The sequence below is a fragment of the Gilliamella sp. wkB308 genome (assembly GCF_001690185.1).
GTDB lineage: Bacteria > Pseudomonadota > Gammaproteobacteria > Enterobacterales > Orbaceae > Gilliamella > Gilliamella apicola_I.
Genome location: NZ_LZGN01000038.1, coordinates 61,427 through 84,386, shown reverse-complemented (window position 1 = coordinate 84,386; position 22,960 = coordinate 61,427). Strand labels below are relative to the sequence as shown.

The window sequence follows — 22,960 nt, the reverse complement described above, 5'->3', positions numbered from 1 at the left end:
CTTTAGCGTACCACTAAAACCGATGTTTGTGCGCCACGAACAACACCTGACGCATTCGATCCAAGCAGGTGAGTGGTGATATTAGGACGTCTGGATCCTAAAATAATTAAGTCTGGTTTGATTTCGTTTGCTATTGATAAAATTTCGTCACGTGGATTACCAAATGCTATCGAAAAGGATAAATTTTCGCGCGGAAGATTGATGGTATCGAGTAATCGGTGAAATGCTTGTTCTGTTTGCACCGTTGCCTTATCTTTAAATTCATCAAAACCAAATGAATAAGCATTTACAATAGCGGATGCAATAGGTAAAACGTGGAAAAAAATAACATCCGCATTCGATAATTTGGCTAAACATTCCAAATGTGGAATCACTTTTTTGGTTAGATTATCTTCAAGAATATCAATGGGAACTAGAATTTTTTTATACATAATAAGTACCTCGCAAATAACATCTGATAACATATTTTTTTATGTTAAAAATAGAGTTAGTACAAATTATCATACTAGTTTTAAATTTATTTGCTAATGTTTTAACTTACTATTAATCAAACTGAAGGTAAGATGCAATTGTGTTGATCTTATTTATAATGGTCGAATTTTGTTACAGTTGTAATATTAAACCAACTTTAGCATAAGCAATAAACGGATATAAAAAGTACCTTATAACTACGTCATCCCATTGATAATGCTAATATTATTATTACTGTATGAAATAAATACTGACTGGTATTGTCCTTTGTATAACCAATTAATAAAAAAGTTCCCTAAAAAATCTATTAACATTTTGCAATTACATTACTTACTGTGCTTAAGATTATTGATTATTAGGATCATATCGGGTTTAATGCTCTTCTTTCAGCTTGAATTTTAAAAGATAACTTACCATGAGAATCATATTAGCATCGACATCACTTTCACGAAAAAAAGTACTGGAAAAGTTAGCCATTCCGTTTGAGTGTGTTGCCCCTATTTGTGATGAAACCCCACTCAAAGGGGAAGCGGCAAAACAATTAGTTGTGCGTTTAGCAACGCTTAAAGCTCAATCATTAGTGGCACAATATCCAAATAGCTTAATTATTGGTTCTGATCAAGTAGGCGTTTTAGATGATCAGATTGTTTGTAAACCCCATACTGTCGAAAACGCACGTATGCAATTAAAAAATAGCAGTGGCAAAGCATTTTATTTCTATACTGGTATGACCGTTATCAATACCATCAATGGACAATCGACCACAATTTGTGAACCTTTTAAAGTCACATTTCGCCAGTTAACCGATGCTGAAATTGATGCATATATTTCAAAAGAGATGCCATTACAGTGTGCTGGTAGTTTCAAATGTGATGAACTCGGCATTACTTTATTTGATAAATTAGAGGGTGAGGATATCAATTCGTTGGTAGGTTTACCCTTGTTAAAATTGAATAAAATTATGATAACAATGGGATACAATCCACTTTTGATCTCTTAAGTCAGTGTTCACTAAATAACACACTGACTTATCTTTATTTATCGGTCAATCGACCCGCTGACATTTTCATGATTTTTTGGCTATAACTTGCCACATCATTATCATGAGTGACAATTAATAACGCAGTACCTTGATGATGTATATCGGATAAAAGTTGCATAATATCGGCTGCACTTTCATCATCCAAATCACTTGTTGGTTCATCAGCGATTATGATTTGAGGCTGGCAAATTAGGGAGCGTAAAATAGCAATGCGTCGCATTTCACCGCCTGACATATTAGCAGGATAGGCATCTTGGAGATAACTGACCTTCGCCTTTTCAAGTAGGCTTTGAGCATAACTTAAACATTGTTGGTTTTGGCGTTTGGTTAAATAGAAAGGTAAGCGAATATTTTCTAATGCCGTTAAATTTGGCAATAAACTGCTACCTTGTGGAATGTAACCAATTTGTTGATTACGAAACGCAGACACTTGCTGATCATCAAGCTCAAATAAATTGGTATTATTAAGCATAATTTTGCCTTGCGTAGGGGTGAGTAAACCGGCAATCATATTAAGTAAGGTGGTCTTACCACTACCTGATTTTCCCATTATGCAAACAAATTCATCTTTATTCATTGTGAAACTTACGTTATTCACTGCCGAGAAAATTTGCTTACCTCGTTGATAATCCTTACGTAAATTTTTAATCTCTAACAACATTATTCACCCTCTCTTAATGTGCAATAAGTATCAAATTTAGTTATAGATAATGCAGAATAGATACATGAAAGAGGCCCAATAATTAAAGTAAGAATAAACACTATTGTGGCATAGATTAATGCATTTAACAGTGAAATGCTCATACACGGTAAACCAATTGATTGGCAAATCAATAAGCTAAATGCATATAACAACACGCCAGAGATGATGATTCCGGCAATAGCGCCTAATGCACTAATAATTAATGATTCACGTAGTAACATGCTGACAATATCACGACGTGAGGCGCCTAAAATACGAAGTAGTCCAATTTCTCGTTTACGCTCATTTAATGTCGAAGAAAAAATGATAAAGATCACCGCAATAGCGAGTATCCAGAAAGTAGCAGACAAACTATAGACAATGGTCGAAAAGCTGTTTAAATATTTAGCTATATTGCTTAACATACCTTTAGTCATAACAAAGTCAATATTGTAATCTATAGCATATTTGGGCATGATTTGATTGACGATATCTTTAGGTTGAAAATCGGGATCAACCTTGATAAAAATCGATGAGGCATAATTGGCAAAATGATCAACATCACCTTCAATTAATTTTGCTTCTTTCATTAAAGACTGTGCTGCTGACATGGTCATAAATACAGAGGTGTCAAACCCCATACCAGTTGAATCCATTTTTGCTGCCACTTTATAGGGATGATTAAAAAACATAATTTCATCCCCAATATTTGATGTAATTTTTGCGCCGACGACCACTTCATTATCGTTTAATGGTTTAGTTAGCTGGGTTTGCAACCAAGGTTTTATAACAAAATCGCTATGTTGATCAAACCCAATTAATTGCACTTTAGAACTGCAACATCCAGCATTTAGCGAAGCAATAAAAAGTTGCGGTGAAATGGACTGTATCCCTTTAATATTTTTTATTTTATCCATTAAATCAACTTTCAAATAGAAACTACTCGGCTCACCTCGCAACAATGCCACTTCAAGATTTTTTTCATAACCATAAGGGACAATCAGGATATCCGCTCCTAGACGATCCGCCATACCTGAAATCCCTAAACTCAGGTTTTTCATTAAGACACTTCCACCAAACAACGTCGCCGAAAATAGCATGATAATGATAATTAAACTACAGCTACGAAAAGGTCTACGCTGTATATTTCGCCATGCTAAATTAGCAATGGTTATAGGGGTTTCTTGCATGTTTTATGTCCATCTATCTACTATTTTTTTAATATTCTTATAATTCACATTCAAATTTTTTTAACGATTTTATTCAAATATAATACATTAAGTGAAGACACCAAAAATAGAACACCAGACAGTAAAATTAAAGCTGGTTTTGCGCCCATATTACAACGCATCATCTCGTTTGAGCATACCCCAATTAAAATAGTCGGAATAGCAATAGCCAAAAGTGAAATACACACTAATGCCATACTTAAACCAAGACGAACAAAAATTGTCCGACTCAATAACATTAATGTGCCAACCGCTATAATTAACACACCAATACCTAATTCGGCTTGGGCTGTCCAAAAGCATTTCATAATTTTACCGGCACCTGTATGCATATGCCCGGCATTAGCAACCTGATTATGTATGTCGGTAGTCGTATTTATTAGGGCATCGGGATGTGGACAGACAGGTAAAATATACAAAGGAAATAGGATAATCATCAATCCAAGAAACATAATAAATAGTGATAAAATTATTCGATTTTTCATATTATTGAAGCCTTATTAATTATTAATCACACGGGCAACTTTGCCATGCTCTAAAACAACCGTGGTTTGTGCATGTTTTGAAACTTCAACCGAATGTGTTACGACAATAATAGTACTGCCCTCTTCATGTAGCTGATGAAGTAAGTTCATCACCATTGCTTCATTACTTTCATCTAAATTGCCAGTAGGTTCGTCAGCTAATATTAATTTTGGATAGTTAATTAAGGCTCGAGCAATACATACACGTTGTTGTTCACCACCAGACAACTGACGCGGTAAATGTTTAGCTCTTGCAGCCAACCCTACTCGTTCTAATGCTTGCAAAGCTTCGTTTTCGTCAACCATACTATGATAATATTGCGCTACCATAACGTTTTCGAGTGCCGTTAAATAAGAGACTAAATGAAACTGCTGAAATATTAATCCAATTTTATCACGGCGAATTTCGGTTAATTGTGGTAATGAAAGTTGAGTAATATCCTGCCCATCAAGTATTACTGACCCAAGTGAAGGTTTATCCATGCAACCAATAATATTCATCAACGTGGTTTTACCACTCCCCGACGGTCCCATTATAGACAACCATTTTCCTTCTTCCACGGTTAAATTCACGTCCGATAATGCATGCAGTGAACCATAAATTTTAGAGACATTATTAACTTCGAGTATATTCATACTTATTTCCTATTCGCCACGTAACACAAGCGCTGGCTCGACTTCAAGCGCCCGTTTTACAGGAATTAAACACGCAATGACTGTCACCATAGCTGAAATCACAATTGTTGTTGGGATAAGATAAAATTCAATTACAATAGATCGACCAAATACATTAGTGCTTATCACCTGTGCAAAAATCAGTCCACACACGACGCCTATCATCCCGCCGATAATGCCTAAGATTAACCCTTCGGCCAAAAACTCTTTAGCGATACTTTTATTATTTGCACCAATGGCTTTTTTCAGTCCAATTTCTTTTCGACGCTCCATGACAACCGTCATCATAGTCGTCGCAACGCAAATCATGGTCAATATTAGTACCACCAAAGTGACTAAATAAAGTAATGAAGACAGTTTACCCAATACGGAGGATTCCGATTGTGTTACCCATTTAATTAAATGAGGATCGACCGTTAAAGAGTTTGCTTTTATTTTATCAATATAGTGTTTTAACTCATCTTGTGTAGCTGTAATACTCACTTCTACCACTTCGGCTTTATCGCTATCTTTCAAAAACTCATCTAAATCATGTAAACTAATAAAAATATAACCGTCTTCAGTGCGTCCTGTTTTAACAATACCCGTAATTGTTAACTCTTCGTTGTAGCGAGAGTCTTGTTTGGTTTTTCCTAAAACCGGCATTGTGCTACCAATGGTTAATTTGGTAAAGTTTGCAATATCGGTACCAATTAAAACTTCATGGGAATGTTTAGGTAGTTCACCTTCAATTTTCCAATAAGGACTTGTTTTAATCACTTGTTCAAAATCCGTACCGACCATAATATAAGGCTGTTGGTTACTGCGAATCGATTCATAACGAAACGGAGTTACGCCAAGTAGTTTTTCTTTGGGTAATAAACTTACCGCTTGCGAAACATCTGCCATTGTCATCATTGATTGATTATCTGTAGGCAAAAACAACATATTGGCGCCATAGGAGCGAAACTCTTTTCCCATTTGGCGAGGAATATCATAACAAAGTGTTATCATACCAAGTAAAACTGTTGCCCCTATTGCTACACCAAGTAAAGCAATAAGAATACGTGAACGGCGACGGATAAGAGAGCTAAATACTGTTTTAATGATAAAGCGCTGATTTTTATTAATCATGATTTTGACCTTTCAATTACCGTCCATGTAAAACATCAGTTGGGCGTAAAAACATCATAAAACGCAATGCCGGTAAACTTCCCATAAACGTAATAAAACTCACCATAATAAATACCAATGGGATGATGAGCATTTTAGGCTCAATAAATGAACCAAATACCGTGTGACCAATTATTTGTGCAAAGCCAAGACCGATAAAATAGCCGAAAATTCCGCCTAATAATGCAATAATAAAAATCTCGGTTAATACTAGCATTGCAACAGCTTTATTGGTTGCACCAAGGGCTTTTAAAAGTCCAATTTCAGTACTCCGCTCAATGACATTAGCAGTTACTAAATTCGAAATAGCTAGTGCTGAACAAATAAGTGATAGAACCGTTAACAAAAGCATTAATAACTGCGTTTTTTGTAAAATAGATCCTTCTGATTCGGCGACTTGCATAATGGCTTTTACTCGCACATCTGGCATCAACTCTTCTATTTGATAGGCAATCGAACTAATATATGCTGTACAATACCACGTATCCCATTCTGCTCTTGATAAGCTATTGGGATCTTGTGCTGCTTTACGAGCCAGTTCATTCTCTGGCGTTGTTAATGCACTCACTTCGACCCGTTCAACAAGCCCTTCTTTATTGGCCAAGTGTTGCGCAACAGGGAGAGAAACATAAAGTTGAGAATCCTCAATTCCGCCACTATGAAAAATGTTATTAATGGTCAATGTTAGGGTATTTTTAGTGTGTGGCGAAACCAGTTCAATAGTATCACCGATTTTTAAATTCCACTGTTTAGCGACTGTCTCGCCAACCATCACACCTTGCAAGTTATCATCTTTCATGGTGCTTCCTTCTATTGTCCACCATGACTTCATGGCTAACATTCCCGTATCCACTTCATCACCCGTTGGAATGTTAAGATGCTTATTAAACCATGTTCCAACCAAAGTAATTGGCTTATCGTTAAAGGTTGCTTGTGTGGTGAGGTACGGAGCAAAATCAACAATATTATATGCCCAGAAAATCATTTTAATTTTGACTAAATCATCTTGCTTAATATATTGAATAGTGGCTTGATTTTCATCATTATCAATTTGATACAGTTCACTGACCAAAGCCGTTCCACGTGGCACAATGTTTAAATTAGCACCATAGGCTTTAAGTTCTTGATTCACTTTATCACCCACATCAAACATGACATTTAACATGGCGGTTGCTAACGATACTCCCAAAGCAACGGTTAATGCGATCAAAAACAGCTTCTTTTTTTGACGAACTAATACGCTTAGTAACATTGTGCGAAACATATCTTCTTCCTTTGGGAGACCATTTACTTAAAGCGACTTTTTTCTGCTTCAAGGTGAACAGTACGAATTACCATGTTACCGTCAATAATTTCATATTTAAGTGGAACCGGATTACAACCACCTGAAAATCCGATAGTGGCAATATTCATAACGACATCACATAAAATACAAACCACTTGATTGCCACGCTGATAATAACCACTTGCACCACAGATATCACAAGCATCAAAGCCTACTCCATAAGCATTTTCACTCTTCTTGATAACGATAAAACGTACTAGCGTTCCATCGTTTGCTTGAAAACCATACCGATGCAAATTACCATCATTGACTTGAGTGAGTGGGATAACAATTAACCCCTCTTTATTTGCTGAAACTGGTTCAGCTGGCGTTAACTCTACCCCTTTTTCAAATATATAACGCGCACGTGTGACGGTATAAGCGGTCATTGCCACACCTGCCATAAGTAATAACGAGGTTCTTCTATCTGTGCGTAGCTGTGCTTTAAGTTTACGAATTTGAGCCGGATTACTGCCGACTAACGAAGTCGTTTTAGATTTTATATATAAAACAACCGTGAGTAATATCACAATTGCCATAAAAATAAATGTAAACAAATTGACATGAGCCAGAATAAAAATAACTAAATCCATCATCCATTTTTGTGTGGAGATGAGACGTCTGACAATTAAAATTTGAAGTAAATTAATGCTGTTTGCAATCGTGTATATCAGCAAGGATAAAACAAAAATGGGAATAACCCACTTAGTTGATAACCGTTCACATATTCGACAAGTAAATTGGCCAATTAATACCGCTAATAGTAGCGCAAAACCATAACCAATCCATTTAAACAAATAATCATTATTAAAAATCGACTCCATTCCCACATCAAATTGGAAAGGATAAAGCATTAGATTAGGTAAGCACTGCGCCATTATTAATCCAATTGCAAGTACCACTAAACCATTAAACATGCGATTAAAAAATAGCGTAGACGAGCGGACTTGAATAAGTAAGACAATGAACAACGGAATAGTAATAACCAACCAACAAATAATGACACCAAGATCATAATATTCACGCACAGCAAATGCTGTGTTACGTTTTAAAATTGTATAAGTTAATGCAACAATAGAGCCTAGAATAAAACCAACAACGATAAATGTTTTGATAGGACGGGTATTGAATTTAGTGAGTAGCGCACAAAGCAACGCTATCATAATTGCGGGAACAAAAGTATTATCAGTGACGTTGATAAGGTATTGAAGCATAATAATTGCCTAGCCATTACAATTTATTATTGACGAGTTTAATTCTCGTCAATAATAGAGTACTTTTTAGAAATTTTCTTATTGTTACAAAACGAAAGTTACCAAGCTCGTGGGATATAATCAAAGTCCCAAGATACTTCAATAGGTTTGCTCCAGAAACGACCTTCTACGCCAGTTTCTTGATCTACATGTAATAAGTAACCTTGTTTTTCTGGATTTTCAATAGTAAAGGTAACTTTATATTTTCCAGCACCATCAAGTTTAACGTTATTACCATAGTGAGGACCGTCAGAAGCATTCATTGGCATGAAGTTGCCTTCGATTGTTTTATCACTGCCTTGTTTTTGAATTTTATATTTTACAGTTAAGTAAGGAACAAAATCACCGACACCATACCCTAAATTATTATCAGCAGTAGCTGAAATGTCAGCTTCAAGGTGCATATCCGATTTTGATGCAGGAAGTCCTCCCATTCCAGCAGGTTCCATATCCACTGGTTGGAAATATACGGCACCGATATGCAAAGGTCCTACCGTCACTTCATCACCAATAGGAAACTCTTCAAACCCTTTTTGCTCACCTGGAGCTGGTGCTGCAGCATGAGCAAACGAAGATATTGCAAGTATTGACGAAATTCCTGCGGTTAATAATATTTTTTTCATTTCAAACTCCTCTAATTTTAACTACTCTTTATTACGAAATAACTAAATTGCTATCGCTACCAATACTTGCTTTTTTTCTATTTTTTCCGTCTTTTGAGATACTTTGTTTTATAGTACGAAATGGAAAATGCAACGACTATCATCATAAATATTTGTGGGAGTAATGTTTCAACCGTTGGATATATTCCAAGCACTTCAATTGAACGTACAAAATCAACGGGGGTTACATGGATAATATCAGCTTCTTGTAACTCTTTGACACCTCCACCGGCAAAAGCAATAGCCATGATATACATTAAGATACTTGTGCCAATAAAAAATGGTTTGAGAGGCAGTCTCATTGTTCCAAAACGAATGATAATGAAGATAACTGCTAAAACTAGCGTTCCAATTGCTAGCCCATACCAAACCATGTCCATGTGTTCTTTACTTTCACTCAACATAGCTTGATAGAATAAGATTGTTTCTGCACCTTCGCGGAAAACCGCTAAAAAGGCAGCAAAGCCTAATGCAATACTACTGCCTGAAGATATAGCACTTTTCACCTTGCCTTCTACATAATTTTTCCAAGCTTCTGCTTCAGCTTTTGAAAACATCCAATTACTTATGAAAAATAAGACAACTGTCGCTAATAACATTGCGACACCTTCAATAATCTCTTGATTAGCTCCGCTAAGATTGACAATGGAATTAAGTGCAATTGCAGCAAGAACACTAGCAAAAACGGCGAAAAGCGAACTCATATAGACCACTTTTACCATTCGAATATTTCCTGAACGCACTAAGTAGGCCGAGATAGCAGCAATCACTAATATTGCTTCTAAACCTTCACGGAAGATAATGATAAATGAAGCTAATAACACACTCCAACCGCTCTCTTTTTTGCCATCTAATTCGTTAGCATCTTCATGAAGCATTTTCAAAATAACATCAATTTCGGCACGAACAGTTTTGTTTGGTGCACCATCTGACATTAAACGCTTAATTTTTGCGAATTGATATTCAGTATCAGTTCCACGCTTACCCGAAATATAAGACATAACTGCGCGTTCAACACCGTGTTTTTCATAAAAACCAAAATAAGCATTATTAACACGCGCTTTAGCCTTTTCAGGATCTTTCATAAAATAGAGATCATAGGCATCATTAAGAATGACATCCATTTCATCAATAATGGCATTCCATGTCTCATATTTTTTTTCAGCCGCATAAGATGAAGAAGCAAAAGCAACTACGCTAACAAAAATTAGCCATGTTAGCGTTAAATATTTTTTCACAGCTGTACCCTCTTATTTTCCTAATAACATTAAACCTATTGGTTTATTATCTGAAGGTAACTGCAATTCTTGACTAATAACGTCTGGTTTTATGGCATGAATATAACGTGCACTTAAGTCCAAAGCCGCTGAAGCCAAGTAGACGTTTTGACTCATTGCACCTACAGCAATATTGCCAAAATTATTAGCTTTTTCTTCTTTGATATTATTAAATGCGGCTGAATCAGTAACAAAAATCAGCACATAATTAGCTCGTTTTACAAAATTTTGTAAACCAACATCGGCACGAATATCTTTATTGTTTATTTCTTTTAGATAGTGCCCTTCCCATTCATACAAAAAGGTTCCTTTTTCACTTGCAACATAGATTCTTACATAAGGTTGTTTACCCGTACCCATTGGAACAGTCCATCCGGTTGTTCCTCGATTCAAACCACTGGCAGCCCAAAGCACAGTAGAAAGTTCTTCATCCGAAATCTGTCCATTAGGAAAACCAGGACCAGGGGTTGATGACCGTTTTGTTAAACTTTCAAATAAACTCATGCCATCTTTTGTTTGAGGAGCTGGTAAAGTAATATCGGCATAACATAAAGAGATAGAAAATAATGATGAGAATAAAATGACAACTATTTTTCGCACAATATACTGCATAATTACCTCTGACTTTTTTGTAATCTAATGGAGGTGCTATCTTATTGCTAATAATTCCAATTATCAATACAAACTATCATTTTTATCATTAAAGTAGTAAGAAAATTAGCGATAATTTTTTAACGTATTGATTTGTCATCATCTATTTTTTAAAAAAGATTTAATGCCTTTAATCCTATTAAAAGACCTTTAATTAAATTTTTTATAACCAACTTATATCTTAATTTATTACTGAAATGTTATATAAACTTTGTATAAGCAGGTTTCATCATATTGAATGACGACTCTGAAAATTTTGTTACACATTCCTCTTACCATTAACACTATTTTTTATTCAAAATTAAAATACTTCTAATCGAATTTCTGTTAGCAGGCTAGGGACATTGATAGAACTCCCTTTGGAAGGTTGATTTTTTACTCGCAAAGGCGCACAAGAATATAAAAATTTGCCACAAGTTGAATTTAATCCATTTGCTTCGTAAAATAGCCAAAATTTTATTTTTGGCTGATTATGCAACTTCATTTAGTCGTTAATACATTTGGCTCTGACCTGCAACGCCGTTACGGCGAAAAAATTTATAAACTAACTTTACATGGTGGTTTTAGCTGTCCTAATCGTGACGGAACTATCGGTGTTGGTGGTTGTACTTTTTGTAATGTCGCCTCGATCATTGATGAGTCCATTCAAGTAAATACGATTTCACAGCAGCTTGCCCAACAAGCGCATCAGATGAAAAAATCCAAACGCTATCTTGCCTATTTTCAAGCTTATACGAGCACTTATGCCGAAGTTGAAATACTCAAAAATATGTATGAAGAAGCACTCAATAGTGCGGATATTGTCGGGCTTTGTGTTGGTACTCGCCCTGATTGTGTGCCTGATGAAGCGCTGAATTTACTTGCCAGTTATCAAGCAAAAGGCTTCGAAGTTTGGCTTGAGCTTGGCTTACAAACCGCACACGATAAAACATTACACAATATTAATCGTGGACATACATTTGATGTCTATCATCAAACTGTGCAAAAGGCTCGTCGTCTTGGCATAAAAGTTTGTACTCACTTAATTATTGGTCTGCCTAAAGAAACCAAGCAAGATAACTTAATGACGCTTGATAGAGTGTTAAACTGTGGTGTAGATGGTTTAAAACTGCATCCGTTACATATCGTAGAAGGCAGTATTATGGCTAAAGTGTGGCGTGCAGGTCGGCTCGATATACTTTCTTTAGAGCAGTATGTCGATATTGCTGGCGATATTATTAGACAAACACCAGCCCATATTTTATATCACCGCATCTCTGCCAATGCTCGTAAACCTACCCTACTTGCCCCTGATTGGTGCGAAAATCACTGGCAATCAATGAATGCTGTAGACCACAATTTAAGGCAATTTGGTGCTCAAGGTAGCGCGATTAACGACACATATCATTTTAAACAATCTAAAGATTCAATTGACAATTTAGGCAGTTAGCGGTTTAATTCTTAACAAAGATTTCAAAAAACAAAATAATTTAAGGATTCTATTTTTTAAGGATGAAAACATCAAGAGTTAACATTGCTTCTAAAAGATTTGTAAGCGTTATTAAAGTTAATATTCTTCCATTTATATACTGTATTTTTTTATTCTTTTTAATAAAGATTTTTTCAGCAGATAAATATGAATGGCTGGTTGATTCAGGCGTGTTCAATAATCTATGTCAATTACCAGTAGGTGGACGATTAACAACTGAACCCATCATTGTTTTAATTCCTTGCTTTCTCATTTTATTTTTACTTAAAAATAAAATGATCCGATACACATATATGTTAATTGTGCTTATCTATCTTTTATGGTCTTTTTATTTACGATTCAATTGGTGCTAAGGTAAAATAAAAAATTCTGTTTAAATAAATTGTTTTGAACAGCCTCATTAAGGTTTAGTTTTGCTAATAAAGCTGTGGAGTATAATTTTGTGAAAATTAGATCCTTTGTGCCTTTAAAAAAGGATCTAAAACGGCATTAAGAATCAATATCAACATTGATAGAATTGCCCACAACAATGCATGTTAACGTATTAGTATGAATTAAAATAAAAGTGTAAAGATCGTTAGGTTGTGGACCCGAAATAAGGAATAACCAAAGCGAGATTACCGATTTAAAATCATGTAACATCGCTTTGGTTCATTAAGATTTAGAGGGATTTTCAATAAAAATGATTCAAATCTAAACTTTTGAATGATTGTTTAAACGTCCATTTATATCGCTGACAATTTTAGATAATGTTTCACGCTCTAAAAGTGAAATATCAATTTCACACTCTTTGTTATCATACTTAATGCATAATGTTTCATTAACACTACAAAATAATACTAATAATCCTAATGGCAGTAGTAAAATAGATAGAATGATTTGTCCAATATCCCCAAAATGTGAAAACAAATCGATAATTTCTTTTATTCCTAAACAGACTATTATTGCGCCGATCAATCCGCCTTTAAGATTATATGTACGAGTAATCGAAAGAGAATGAATACTTTTTATTGGAATTTCTCTTTTTTTACCGGCAAGATTAAATAAAGGATTCTTGCTAAAAGAATTAGTTAATTCATCAATTTTGACAACATCATCATTAATTTCAATTTTAGTTTTCTGCCAAGGAGTTAGCAGTGATTGTTTGAATTGATATACGACCATTTTTTTCCTTGTTATAATTTTTAGATAAAAATAAAGCGTTAACTTTATGGGCGCAGAATATTATCATTTAAAAATCATTCAAACAATAAAATTCATCATATTTTTAAATTGAAAGCGCAAGCAAAAAACGACCTATTTTTTTCGCTAAAAACTAACGATAAAATCTATTTTTTGTACCTTGTCTAGCAACAAGTATATAATATGCCTTTCAAACTTGAGGCAATGTGCATGCAACTCGCTTTTTGTATCTATAAATATTTTCCTTTTGGTGGTCTGCAACGTGATTTTTTGCAGATTGCTAATGCTTGTCTGGCTCGTGGACATAAAGTTCGTGTCTATGTGATGGACTGGCAAGGCGATAAACCTGTCAATTTTGATATCATCTTAGTGCCCCAAAAAGGGCTTTCAAACCATCGTCGAAACCAAAATTATTACTATTGGGTGAAAGATCATTTAAATGCAAATCCTGTTGATAGTGTAGTCGGATTCAATAAAATGCCTGGATTGGATGTCTATTTTGCTGGCGATACTTGTTTTGCAGAAAAAGTATCACATAAAGGTCTTTTTTATCAATTATCACCACGCTGTAAGCATTATTTGGCATTCGAAGATGCGGTATTTAATCCACATCACCATACACAAATAATGGTTCTTACTAAACAGCAAATACATGACTTTGAAAAGTATTATCACACCCAATCTTCACGTTTTTCATTATTACCACCCGGTATTGCACAAAACCGTCAATATAATTCTAATTCACCAATAAAACGGCAACAATTTAGACAAGCCAATCAGATAAAACAAGATGATTTTGTCATCGTGCAAATTGGTTCAGACTTTAAACGCAAAGGGGTTGACCGTACATTATATGCGATTGCTGCATTGCCTGAAGAGTTAAAAAAACAGGTGATCTATTTAGTTGTAGGACAAGACAAACCAGACGCTTACCAAAAATTAGCTAAACAACTTGGTATTTTACAGCAAGTGCATTTTTTTTCGGGTCGTGATGATATTCCTGATTTTCTATTTTCAGCAGATTTACTACTGCATCCGGCAAGACAAGAAGCCGCAGGCATGGTATTAGTTGAAGCATTAGCAGCAGGTGTACCGGTCATTGTATCGGGCATTTCTGGTTATGCTTATCATATTAACGATGCCAATGCCGGCGTTGTGCTTAACGAACCGTTTGTTCAATCAGAACTTAATCAAGCTGTCTATCATGCCATCACGGATAAACAACAATTGTTAACTTGGCATAATAATGCCATTCACTATGGCGAAACAGCGGATTTATATCATTTGGCTGAACATGCCACAGACATTATTTTAGGTTGCAGACATTATGAATGAAATCAAACTTAAATCACCATTCGATCAGCTATGGAAAGATAAAGATCCGTTTACTGAAGTTGAATTGATTTCGGGCACTATCTATCGAGCAGTTAAGCAACGAAAAACATTAAATTTTGAACAAGATGGTCAGTCTTATTTTATTAAAATTCATCGTGGTACAACAATAAAAGAGATCTTAAAAAATTTGTTATCATTCAGATTGCCCGTTGTAGATGCCAAACAAGAATGGGATGCAATACATCGTTTAGAGCAAGCCGGTGTCAATACGATGGATGGACGCGCTTTTGGGCGTAAAGGTTTCAATCCACTTACCCGCCACTCATTTATCATTACCCGTGATCTTAATCCTGCTATTAGTTTGGAAGATTTCACTCAATCATGGGCGACAACACCGCCTAGTTACCACTTAAAGCGTTCATTAATTATCTATCTGGCACAAATGATTGCCAATATGCATGCAGCAGGTGTTAATCATCGTGATTGTTATCTGTGCCATTTTTTACTTGATTTACCACTGTTTGAAAATCATCAACAAATAAAATTGTCGGTTATTGACTTACACCGAGCACAAATTCGTCAGCATGTACCCACCCGTTGGCGTGATAAAGACCTAATTGGACTCTATTTTTCATCTCGTAATATTGGCTTAACACCGCGAGATATTTGGTTATTTTTAAAAGTTTATTTTAATAAGCCGTTAAAAACGATTTTACGAGATGAACACAAGCTGATTAGTCACACTCAACAAAAAGCAGAAAGAATTCGTAAACGTACGGAAAAATATCATCTTTAGCAATAAGGAGATACTATGTTTATTGAACAAATCGATATCGAAGGATTTCAAGGAATAAGCCGATTATCGTTAACATTAAATTCACAAGCCAGTGTTCTGATTGGTGAAAACCGTTGGGGCAGATCAAGCTTAATCCGTGCACTAACCCTTTTATCACTGGATAAAAAATTCTATCAATTTGTTGATTCCGATTTTTATCACGATAAAGATGAAAATTACGGTACTAGAATTAGTATTACTGCAACTTATTGCGAATCTTATGAAAATGAACTAAATAACCAAAGTCATCAACCTTTACAGGCTGTTGCTTATCAAATAGAACAAGATAATTTTAGACGAATTACTTATCAACTCACGGCTAATAAATACAATACAAATATTATTAGCCAACATAATTTAGTTGATTATCACAAAAAGCCCTATACGCTTTCCGATCCAAATTCATTCATTACAACCCTTATTGAACTTAATCCAGTAGTCGCTCTTAAAAATGCAACGAATACGCCTAACCTACCTGTCACCAATCAACCTTTATCAGAATATTTTACAGATCAACTTTCTAAACAGTTAAACGAACACTCAGCACAGTTAAGTCAAGATGAATTGCAACAAGGCTTAAAAGCGGGACGTGCTTTATTAGAATACTATTTTGGCAATCCTGAACAACGTTATCAAAATGTCGCAAAGAAAAATAGCCCTCGTAGTGAAGATTGGAATTCACTTGAACGCATGAATAATATTTTAGATGAGCTTGATAATCGCTATTTGCGGACAGCTTTGTTAGGTATTTTCGGCTCTATCATGATTACCAAAAGTAATAATCCTTTATCGCAAAGCGCGGTACCAATTTTAATTTTAGAAGAACCAGAAAGCCAACTTCATCCAATTATTCTATCAATTGGTTTCCGATTACTTAAAAATCTACCCACACAAAAAATCATCACATCCAATTCAAGTGATCTCGTCTCTCTTTTTCCATTAGAAAATATTTATCGATTGATTCGTCTACCTGATCAGATAGTGACAAAATATATTGCACCGAATTCATTGAGCGTTGATGATAACCGTCGAATCTTATTTCACGTTCTCTATCGACGGGCAAGTGCTATCTTTGCTCGTTGCTGGCTATTAGTAGAAGGTGAAACGGAAGTCTGGTTACTACGAGAACTTGCGGAACAAAGCGGATACCACCTTAGTTCTGAAGGCGTGCAGTTACTGGAATTTGCTCAATGTGGTTTGAAACCATTAATTAAGTATGCTAATAAAATGGGGATTCACTGGTATGTCATTACCGACGGCGATATGGCAGGTAAAAAATATGCTGAAACGTTAAAATCTTTGTGTCCTTCGGATAAAGACCAAAATGATTATTTAACTATTTTGCCCGCACGAGACATCGAGAATTTTCTTTTTAAAAATGGTTTTAGCCATGTGTATAAATTAGCAGCCTATCATACTGTTGAATATATTGATTTGCCCGTCCATAAAATTATTCAAAAAGCGATCCACAATAGCTCAAAACCTGATTTAGCGATTGCGGTTTGTGATGATGCAAAATCAAGAGGAGTAAAATCGATTCCTCCTCTTTTAATTGACGCTTTTTCGAAAATAATTAAAGCCTCAAATAAGCTCGATCCAACATTATAGCCAGTTAAGCCCCTGTCATGTTCCGCCGTGGTTATCGGCGGAAGTCGATACAACCTATTTTGCTATACGTTTGTATTTGGCACGTTTCGGCTCTAAGGCTTCTGCCCCTAAAGTCCGTTTTTTCCACTCTTCATATTCTGTAAAGTTACCTTCAAAGAACTCCACATGCCCTTCGTCTTGGTAATCTAAAATATGGGTTGCAATACGATCTAAGAACCAACGGTCATGCGAAATAACTAATGCACAGCCCGGGAACTCTAATAACGCATTTTCAAGCGCGCGCAGTGTTTCGACATCTAGATCATTGGTTGGCTCATCGAGTAATAGTACGTTTCCACCAACTTGTAATAACTTAGCTAAATGCACACGACCACGTTCACCACCAGACAGCTCACCCACTCGTTTTTGCTGATCAACGCCTTTAAAATTAAAGCGTCCCACATAAGCTCGGCTTGGAATTTCGAAGTTACCAATACGCATGATATCTTGCCCATTGGATATTTCATCCCAAACGGTCTTTTTATCATCCATACTGTCACGGAATTGATCGACAGAGGCAAGTTGTACGGTATCACCTAATGTGATAGTTCCTGAATCTGGTTGTTCTTTGCCCGATAACATTCTAAATAGTGTCGATTTACCCGCACCATTTGGACCAATGATCCCAACAATCGCCCCTTTAGGAATACTAAATGACAGATTATCGATTAATACTCGATCACCATAGGATTTAGTTAAGTTTTGCACTTCGATAACTTTATCACCTAAACGTTGCCCAGGCGGAATAAAGAGTTCATTAGTTTCATTACGTTTTTGGTAATCATTACTGTTTAATTCTTCAAAACGCGCTAAACGAGCCTTGCTTTTAGCTTGGCGACCTTTAGGGTTTTGGCGCACCCATTCTAATTCTTTTTCAATCGATTTACGGCGAGCAGATTCTGTTGCCGCTTCTTGCGCTAGACGCTGATCTTTCTGTTCAAGCCAAGATGAGTAATTGCCTTCCCATGGAATACCTTCACCACGGTCAAGCTCTAAAATCCAACCAGCAACATTATCTAAGAAGTAACGGTCATGGGTTACAGCGACAACAGTGCCTTCATAGTCATGTAAAAAACGTTCTAACCAAGCTACAGATTCAGCATCTAAATGGTTAGTCGGTTCGTCAATTAATAACATGTCCGGTTTTTCCAGCAATAATTGGCAAATCGCCACTCGACGGCGTTCACCACCCGATAAATTTTCGATTTTTGCATCCCAATCAGGCAGGCGTAACGCATCGGCAGCTCGTTCTAATTGATTATCCAGATTATGCGCATCTTGCGATTGAATAATTGCTTCAAGTTCAGCTTGTTCTTTGGCTAGTTTGTCAAAATCGGCATCTGGATCAGCATAAGCCGCATAAACTTCATCTAAACGAGCCAATGCTTTTTTGGCATCACCAACGGCTTGTTCAATTGCTTCACGTACAGTTTGCTTAGGATCAAGTTTAGGTTCTTGCGGTAAATAACCTATTTTTATGTCCGGCTGTGGACGAGCTTCACCTTCAATTTCGGTATCCACTCCTGCCATAATTCGTAGTAATGTCGATTTACCTGCCCCATTTAAGCCAAGAACACCAATTTTGGCTCCGGGGAAAAAACTTAATGAGATATCTTTTAAAATATAACGTTTAGGAGGAACAATCTTCCCAACACGATTCATGGTATAAACATATTGCGCCATAAAACATCATCCGTTTGTTAAATTAATCATAGCAAAGTTAATTTTACTTGCTATAAAAGTCATGCCGTATATTGTAACGATTCTGTCAATGGGGTCTAGGGTTATTTGTCGAATTGATTAGATTTATTCACTCTCTTTTATGTTTAACATGCAATATAATTGGTTTTATATATAATTAATAACCTATTAAATTGACAGTATGAGTGATAAAGACCATTTTAGGAGCAAGAATGAGTAACATCAAAGTTAATTGCCATATTGATCGACAATATATTGTCGATACTTATTACGCGCTGCAAGATTGTTTGGATGATGAGTTTACACAAAAATTAGATGATTCAATTGCTGATAATATGCGTAATTTTACCTTCACTTCCGATAATGAAAAATAGTGCAGCTAAATAAAGATAACTTGAAGTTGTCCCGTAGGACAAAATTGTCATTCTTTTCAAGAGAAAATGCTAAAAGATTTGAATTTAGAAATAAGGAAATGTAAATAATGAAAAAAATATTTCTTTTAATCCAAGTTTTATTTTTCTCTTTCTACACTCAAAAAAGTATAGGTATGGAAGAAGTGAAATATTATGAAAGTTTTTCTGGATATGATCATCCAGTAAAATTAAACAATGAGATCGATTTTAATAGTTTAAAAGATAAAAATATTTATTTAAAAGCTATTTATATAAATAATAGACTTGAAGTAGTTGAAAAATATATAAACAATAATCTTTTTTTTTAGTATGTTTACGTTTATGAGAAAAATAAACTAATAAAAATAGAAACTACTAATATTAATGGAGAAAAGAAAATAATATTAAATGATTAATAATTCTTAAAAATAAAAGCTAACTTATATAAGTTGGCTTTCTTTATTTCCAAAACCATTGACACTTGATGGAGTAAAAGTTTTAGAAGAATTCCCAATATTAAAGATAAATTAATATTTAGTAAGTTATGATAGAATATTGCAAACAATTACCCAAAAAAGAGGGTTCGACTAATATCAACTATGCTGAATTTTATAATATTTAAAAAAACATCAAAAAGTTATGTGTTTACCTTCCACGAAAATTCGGCTTTTTACTTTTTTTTTATGAAGAGTTTACTTTAGAACAACAAGCGCTGGAAGAGAAACTGAAAGACTATAGCAATTATTCAGAGAAGTAATACCATACCCTTATTACTCATCCCACCGAATACAAGGTGGGATGTTAATCAGATTATAAAAAGGTGAAGATTTGATCTTTCGGCAGACGTGATTTAGGACGATGCGCATTACCATCATCTTGAGCACGATAACCTAATGTTGCAACCACAATGCTTTTCAATCCTTTGTTTTTAAGATCTAAAATTTCATCCATTTTTGCAGAATCGTAACCCTCTATTGCAGTAGAATCCACACCAATTGCCGCAGCCGCAAAAAGCAATTGCCCTAATGCAATATAGGCTTGTTTACCTTCCCAACACTGTTGCGATTCAGGCGTCTTGCTGTTTAAATTTACAAAATAACGTCGACCCTGATCTTGAGACGCTTTTAATTCTGCCGAAGGCAAACGGCCGTCTTTCTCTTCTTGATTAAGGAGATTGACTAAATGGGCTTCATCCAACGGGGTTTTAATGCAAAAAACAATAGTATGTGATGAACCGGTGACACGTGGTTGATTAAAATCAGCTATTGCTGGCAAAATTTTATTTTTAGCGGCTTCGTTGTCAATAACATAAAAATGCCACGGTTGAGAGTTAACTGAAGATGGACTGTTTCTTAATACTGTTAAGAGTTGTTCAATCACCTCAGCCGGAATTTTTTTAGTTGGATCATAATGTTTTGTGGTATAACGTTTTTCTGAAATTTCAACTATGTTCATTTTAATGTCCTTAATTAATGATTTAAATAATTAATACCATAAGAAATAGTATAACCAGAATGATAAGACGCTCAATATATTATTTTGATAGGACGAACTTTGAAAATTAGTCGAGAATAATAGTTAGAATAAGGCATAGACATTTTTAGTTTAGAATATTTTTTATTCATTGACAAATAATCGTTGACACATTCATCAGCATTTGATAAAAATAACACCAATTTATTTTGTATAACTGTTGAATTTAGAGATTTTTATGTTTATTAACTTTTTAACTCACAACCTCAGCCTCCTCCTCGCATTATCTTGCGCGGATAGCTTGTGTTTGGAGTAAAAGTTTTAAATATAAAATACTCGACAAATTAACAAGAACCCGCGCTAAAGTGCGGGTTTTTTGTTTTATAACGCTAAACACCGAGATAGCGCAAAAAAGAAAAGGAAAAAAACAATGAGCAATCAAGTCATTATTTTTGATACAACATTACGTGATGGCGAACAGGCATTACAAGCAAGTCTAAGTGTAAAAGAAAAATTGCAAATTGCATTAGCTTTAGAACGAATGCGAGTTGATGTTATGGAGGTTGGTTTTCCTGTTTCATCTCCCGGTGATTTTGAATCGGTACAAACCATTGCAAAAACCATTAAAGATAGCCGGGTTTGTGCGCTATCACGCTGTATTGATAAGGATATTGATGTTGCAGCTGAAGCATTGAAAGTAGCGGATCAGTTTCGCATTCATACGTTTATGGCAACATCGACGTTACATGTACAAGATAAATTAAAAATGACATTTGATGATGTCGTTGAACGGGCTGTGCACTGCATTAAGCGTGCACGTAATTATACTAATGATGTGGAGTTTTCTTGTGAAGATGCAGGTCGTACCCCAATTGATAACTTATGTCGGATCGTTGAAGCGGCAATTAAAGCCGGGGCAACGACGATCAATATCCCAGATACTGTCGGTTATACTGTTCCTTATCAATTTGGTGGCATTATTCGTACCTTATTTGAACGTGTCCCGAACATTGATAAAGCGATTATCTCTGTTCATTGTCATGATGACTTGGGTATGTCGGTGGCTAACTCGATTAGCGCGATTCAAGAAGGTGCTCGGCAAATTGAAGGGGCGATGAATGGTTTAGGTGAACGAGCAGGAAACACCGCTTTAGAAGAAGTGATTATGGCGATCAAAGTTCGTCAAAATATCCTAAATGTTCATACTAATATCAATCATCAAGAAATTTATCGTACCAGTCAAATTGTCAGTCAAATTACAAATATGCCAATACCGGCGAATAAAGCCGTTATTGGCAGTAATGCTTTTGCGCACTCATCCGGTATTCATCAAGATGGTATTCTGAAAAACCGAGAAACCTACGAAATCATGACCCCTGAATCAATTGGGTTAAATCAAGTTCAATTAAATCTTACCTCACGATCAGGTCGTGCAGCCGTTAAACATCGCTTAGGAGAATTAGGCTACCATGACACAGACTATAATTTAGATCAAGTTTATGAAGCTTTTCTTGAATTGGCAGACAAAAAAGGACAAGTTTTTGATTATGACCTTGAAGCATTAATATTTATTAATCAATTAAAAGATGAACAAGATCATTACAAATTAGATTACTTCAATGTTCAATCAGGTTCAACGGTCGTATCGACTGCATCAGTAAGCTTAATTATTGGTGATCAAAAATTCTCTGATGCAGCAACTGGCAATGGCCCCGTCGATGCCGTTTATCAAGCAATAAATCGTATTACTGGCGAACCTATTTCAATTGTTAAATATCAATTAGCATCAAAAGGTCAAGGCGAAAATGCGCTAGGTCAGGTTGATATTGTTGCTGAATATAAAGGTCGAAAATTTCACGGCGTAGGGCTAGCTACCGATATTGTACATTCGTCAGCTTTAGCATTGATAAATGTCTTAAATAATGTTTATCGAGCAAACCAAGTTGCCGAGGAAAAACAAAAATTACATCATGATTGATTACGAA

23 protein-coding genes are annotated in these 22,960 nt (G+C 35.4%); 9 read left to right on the top strand and 14 right to left on the bottom strand.

Features of this window, described 5'->3' with window-relative positions; translation table 11 throughout:
* Nucleotides 1-2: 2 nt before the first annotated feature.
* A complete protein-coding gene (locus A9G10_RS08310) occupies nucleotides 3-431 on the bottom strand; it encodes a universal stress protein (RefSeq protein WP_065559088.1) in 429 nt (142 codons plus the stop codon).
* Nucleotides 432-886: 455 nt separating this feature from the next.
* Between A9G10_RS08310 and A9G10_RS08305 the strand changes: the two genes are divergently transcribed.
* Nucleotides 887-1,471: a Maf family protein gene (locus A9G10_RS08305; RefSeq protein ID WP_065559087.1), complete on the top strand. Its 585-nt coding sequence runs from the start codon at nucleotides 887-889 to the stop codon at nucleotides 1,469-1,471.
* A gap of 34 nt (nucleotides 1,472-1,505) precedes the next feature.
* Here A9G10_RS08305 and A9G10_RS08300 read toward each other — a convergent pair whose 3' ends face one another.
* The 10 genes from A9G10_RS08300 to A9G10_RS08255 all read right to left on the bottom strand — a co-directional run bounded on the left by A9G10_RS08300 (nucleotide 1,506) and on the right by A9G10_RS08255 (nucleotide 10,903).
* Nucleotides 1,506-2,174, bottom strand: a complete 669-nt coding sequence (locus tag A9G10_RS08300) for an ABC transporter ATP-binding protein (RefSeq protein WP_065559086.1) — start codon at nucleotides 2,172-2,174, stop codon at nucleotides 1,506-1,508.
* Nucleotides 2,174-3,385 carry an ABC transporter permease gene (locus A9G10_RS08295; protein WP_065559085.1) on the bottom strand — a complete coding sequence of 404 codons (1,212 nt, stop codon included), beginning with the start codon at nucleotides 3,383-3,385 and terminating at the stop codon, nucleotides 2,174-2,176. The genes A9G10_RS08300 and A9G10_RS08295 overlap by 1 nt, the downstream gene beginning before the upstream one ends.
* Before the next feature lie 50 nt (nucleotides 3,386-3,435).
* Nucleotides 3,436-3,909, bottom strand: coding sequence for a DUF4418 family protein (locus tag A9G10_RS08290; protein ID WP_065559084.1), 474 nt, complete (start codon nucleotides 3,907-3,909; stop codon nucleotides 3,436-3,438).
* 15 nt (nucleotides 3,910-3,924) lie between these two features.
* The gene (locus A9G10_RS08285) at nucleotides 3,925-4,584 is read right to left on the bottom strand and encodes an ABC transporter ATP-binding protein (protein ID WP_065559083.1); all 660 of its coding nucleotides are present in this window, start codon (nucleotides 4,582-4,584) and stop codon (nucleotides 3,925-3,927) included.
* Between the two features lie 9 nt (nucleotides 4,585-4,593).
* Entirely contained in the window at nucleotides 4,594-5,736 is a 1,143-nt protein-coding gene (locus tag A9G10_RS08280) for an ABC transporter permease (protein WP_065559082.1), read from the bottom strand.
* Between the two features lie 16 nt (nucleotides 5,737-5,752).
* Complete coding sequence (locus A9G10_RS08275) at nucleotides 5,753-7,039, bottom strand: ABC transporter permease (protein WP_065559081.1); 1,287 nt, start codon at nucleotides 7,037-7,039, stop codon at nucleotides 5,753-5,755.
* A 23-nt stretch (nucleotides 7,040-7,062) separates the two neighbouring features.
* Entirely contained in the window at nucleotides 7,063-8,313 is a 1,251-nt protein-coding gene (locus A9G10_RS08270) for a Fe-S-containing protein (RefSeq protein ID WP_065559080.1), read from the bottom strand.
* A gap of 98 nt (nucleotides 8,314-8,411) precedes the next feature.
* Complete coding sequence (locus tag A9G10_RS08265) at nucleotides 8,412-8,975, bottom strand: iron transporter (protein ID WP_065559079.1); 564 nt, start codon at nucleotides 8,973-8,975, stop codon at nucleotides 8,412-8,414.
* Between the two features lie 77 nt (nucleotides 8,976-9,052).
* Nucleotides 9,053-10,252: an FTR1 family iron permease gene (locus A9G10_RS08260; protein WP_065559078.1), complete on the bottom strand. Its 1,200-nt coding sequence runs from the start codon at nucleotides 10,250-10,252 to the stop codon at nucleotides 9,053-9,055.
* 12 nt (nucleotides 10,253-10,264) lie between these two features.
* Complete coding sequence (locus A9G10_RS08255; RefSeq protein ID WP_065559077.1) at nucleotides 10,265-10,903, bottom strand: nitroreductase family protein; 639 nt, start codon at nucleotides 10,901-10,903, stop codon at nucleotides 10,265-10,267.
* 511 nt (nucleotides 10,904-11,414) lie between these two features.
* Between A9G10_RS08255 and A9G10_RS08250 the strand changes: the two genes are divergently transcribed.
* Together A9G10_RS08250 and A9G10_RS13015 are read left to right on the top strand one after the other, a co-directional pair.
* The gene (locus A9G10_RS08250) at nucleotides 11,415-12,371 is read left to right on the top strand and encodes a TIGR01212 family radical SAM protein (protein ID WP_065559076.1); all 957 of its coding nucleotides are present in this window, start codon (nucleotides 11,415-11,417) and stop codon (nucleotides 12,369-12,371) included.
* Between the two features lie 62 nt (nucleotides 12,372-12,433).
* Nucleotides 12,434-12,763, top strand: a complete 330-nt coding sequence (locus tag A9G10_RS13015) for a DUF2645 family protein (RefSeq protein WP_081299158.1) — start codon at nucleotides 12,434-12,436, stop codon at nucleotides 12,761-12,763.
* 340 nt (nucleotides 12,764-13,103) lie between these two features.
* On the opposite strand, the gene A9G10_RS08240 is transcribed toward A9G10_RS13015, so the two are convergent.
* Nucleotides 13,104-13,574, bottom strand: a complete 471-nt coding sequence (locus tag A9G10_RS08240; protein WP_065559075.1) for a hypothetical protein — start codon at nucleotides 13,572-13,574, stop codon at nucleotides 13,104-13,106.
* Nucleotides 13,575-13,802: 228 nt separating this feature from the next.
* Here A9G10_RS08240 and A9G10_RS08235 point away from each other — a divergent pair, with 228 nt between their 5' ends.
* From A9G10_RS08235 to A9G10_RS08225, 3 genes are read left to right on the top strand one after another with little or no spacing between them, the layout of a single operon-like run.
* Nucleotides 13,803-14,927, top strand: coding sequence for a glycosyltransferase family 4 protein (locus tag A9G10_RS08235; RefSeq protein ID WP_065559074.1), 1,125 nt, complete (start codon nucleotides 13,803-13,805; stop codon nucleotides 14,925-14,927).
* A complete protein-coding gene (gene rfaP / locus A9G10_RS08230) occupies nucleotides 14,920-15,723 on the top strand; it encodes a lipopolysaccharide core heptose(I) kinase RfaP (RefSeq protein WP_065559073.1) in 804 nt (267 codons plus the stop codon). The genes A9G10_RS08235 and rfaP overlap by 8 nt, the downstream gene beginning before the upstream one ends.
* Nucleotides 15,724-15,738: 15 nt before the next feature.
* On the top strand, nucleotides 15,739-17,370 hold the full coding sequence (locus tag A9G10_RS08225) for an ATP-dependent nuclease (RefSeq protein ID WP_065559072.1): 1,632 nt from the start codon (nucleotides 15,739-15,741) through the stop codon (nucleotides 17,368-17,370).
* Between the two features lie 54 nt (nucleotides 17,371-17,424).
* Here A9G10_RS08225 and ettA read toward each other — a convergent pair whose 3' ends face one another.
* Nucleotides 17,425-19,092 (bottom strand): energy-dependent translational throttle protein EttA, encoded by a 1,668-nt coding sequence (gene ettA, locus A9G10_RS08220; RefSeq protein ID WP_065559071.1) that lies wholly within the window; start codon nucleotides 19,090-19,092, stop codon nucleotides 17,425-17,427.
* Nucleotides 19,093-19,322: 230 nt separating this feature from the next.
* Here ettA and A9G10_RS12810 point away from each other — a divergent pair, with 230 nt between their 5' ends.
* Complete coding sequence (locus A9G10_RS12810) at nucleotides 19,323-19,484, top strand: hypothetical protein (RefSeq protein ID WP_179855826.1); 162 nt, start codon at nucleotides 19,323-19,325, stop codon at nucleotides 19,482-19,484.
* Between the two features lie 107 nt (nucleotides 19,485-19,591).
* Entirely contained in the window at nucleotides 19,592-19,831 is a 240-nt protein-coding gene (locus tag A9G10_RS08215) for a hypothetical protein (protein WP_065559070.1), read from the top strand.
* A gap of 481 nt (nucleotides 19,832-20,312) precedes the next feature.
* Here the strand turns inward: A9G10_RS08215 and nfsB are convergent, their stop codons facing one another.
* The gene (gene nfsB / locus A9G10_RS08210; RefSeq protein WP_065559069.1) at nucleotides 20,313-20,957 is read right to left on the bottom strand and encodes an oxygen-insensitive NAD(P)H nitroreductase; all 645 of its coding nucleotides are present in this window, start codon (nucleotides 20,955-20,957) and stop codon (nucleotides 20,313-20,315) included.
* Nucleotides 20,958-21,405: 448 nt separating this feature from the next.
* Here nfsB and leuA point away from each other — a divergent pair, with 448 nt between their 5' ends.
* Nucleotides 21,406-22,953, top strand: a complete 1,548-nt coding sequence (gene leuA, locus A9G10_RS08205; protein WP_065559068.1) for a 2-isopropylmalate synthase — start codon at nucleotides 21,406-21,408, stop codon at nucleotides 22,951-22,953.
* Nucleotides 22,954-22,960 lie beyond the last annotated feature (7 nt).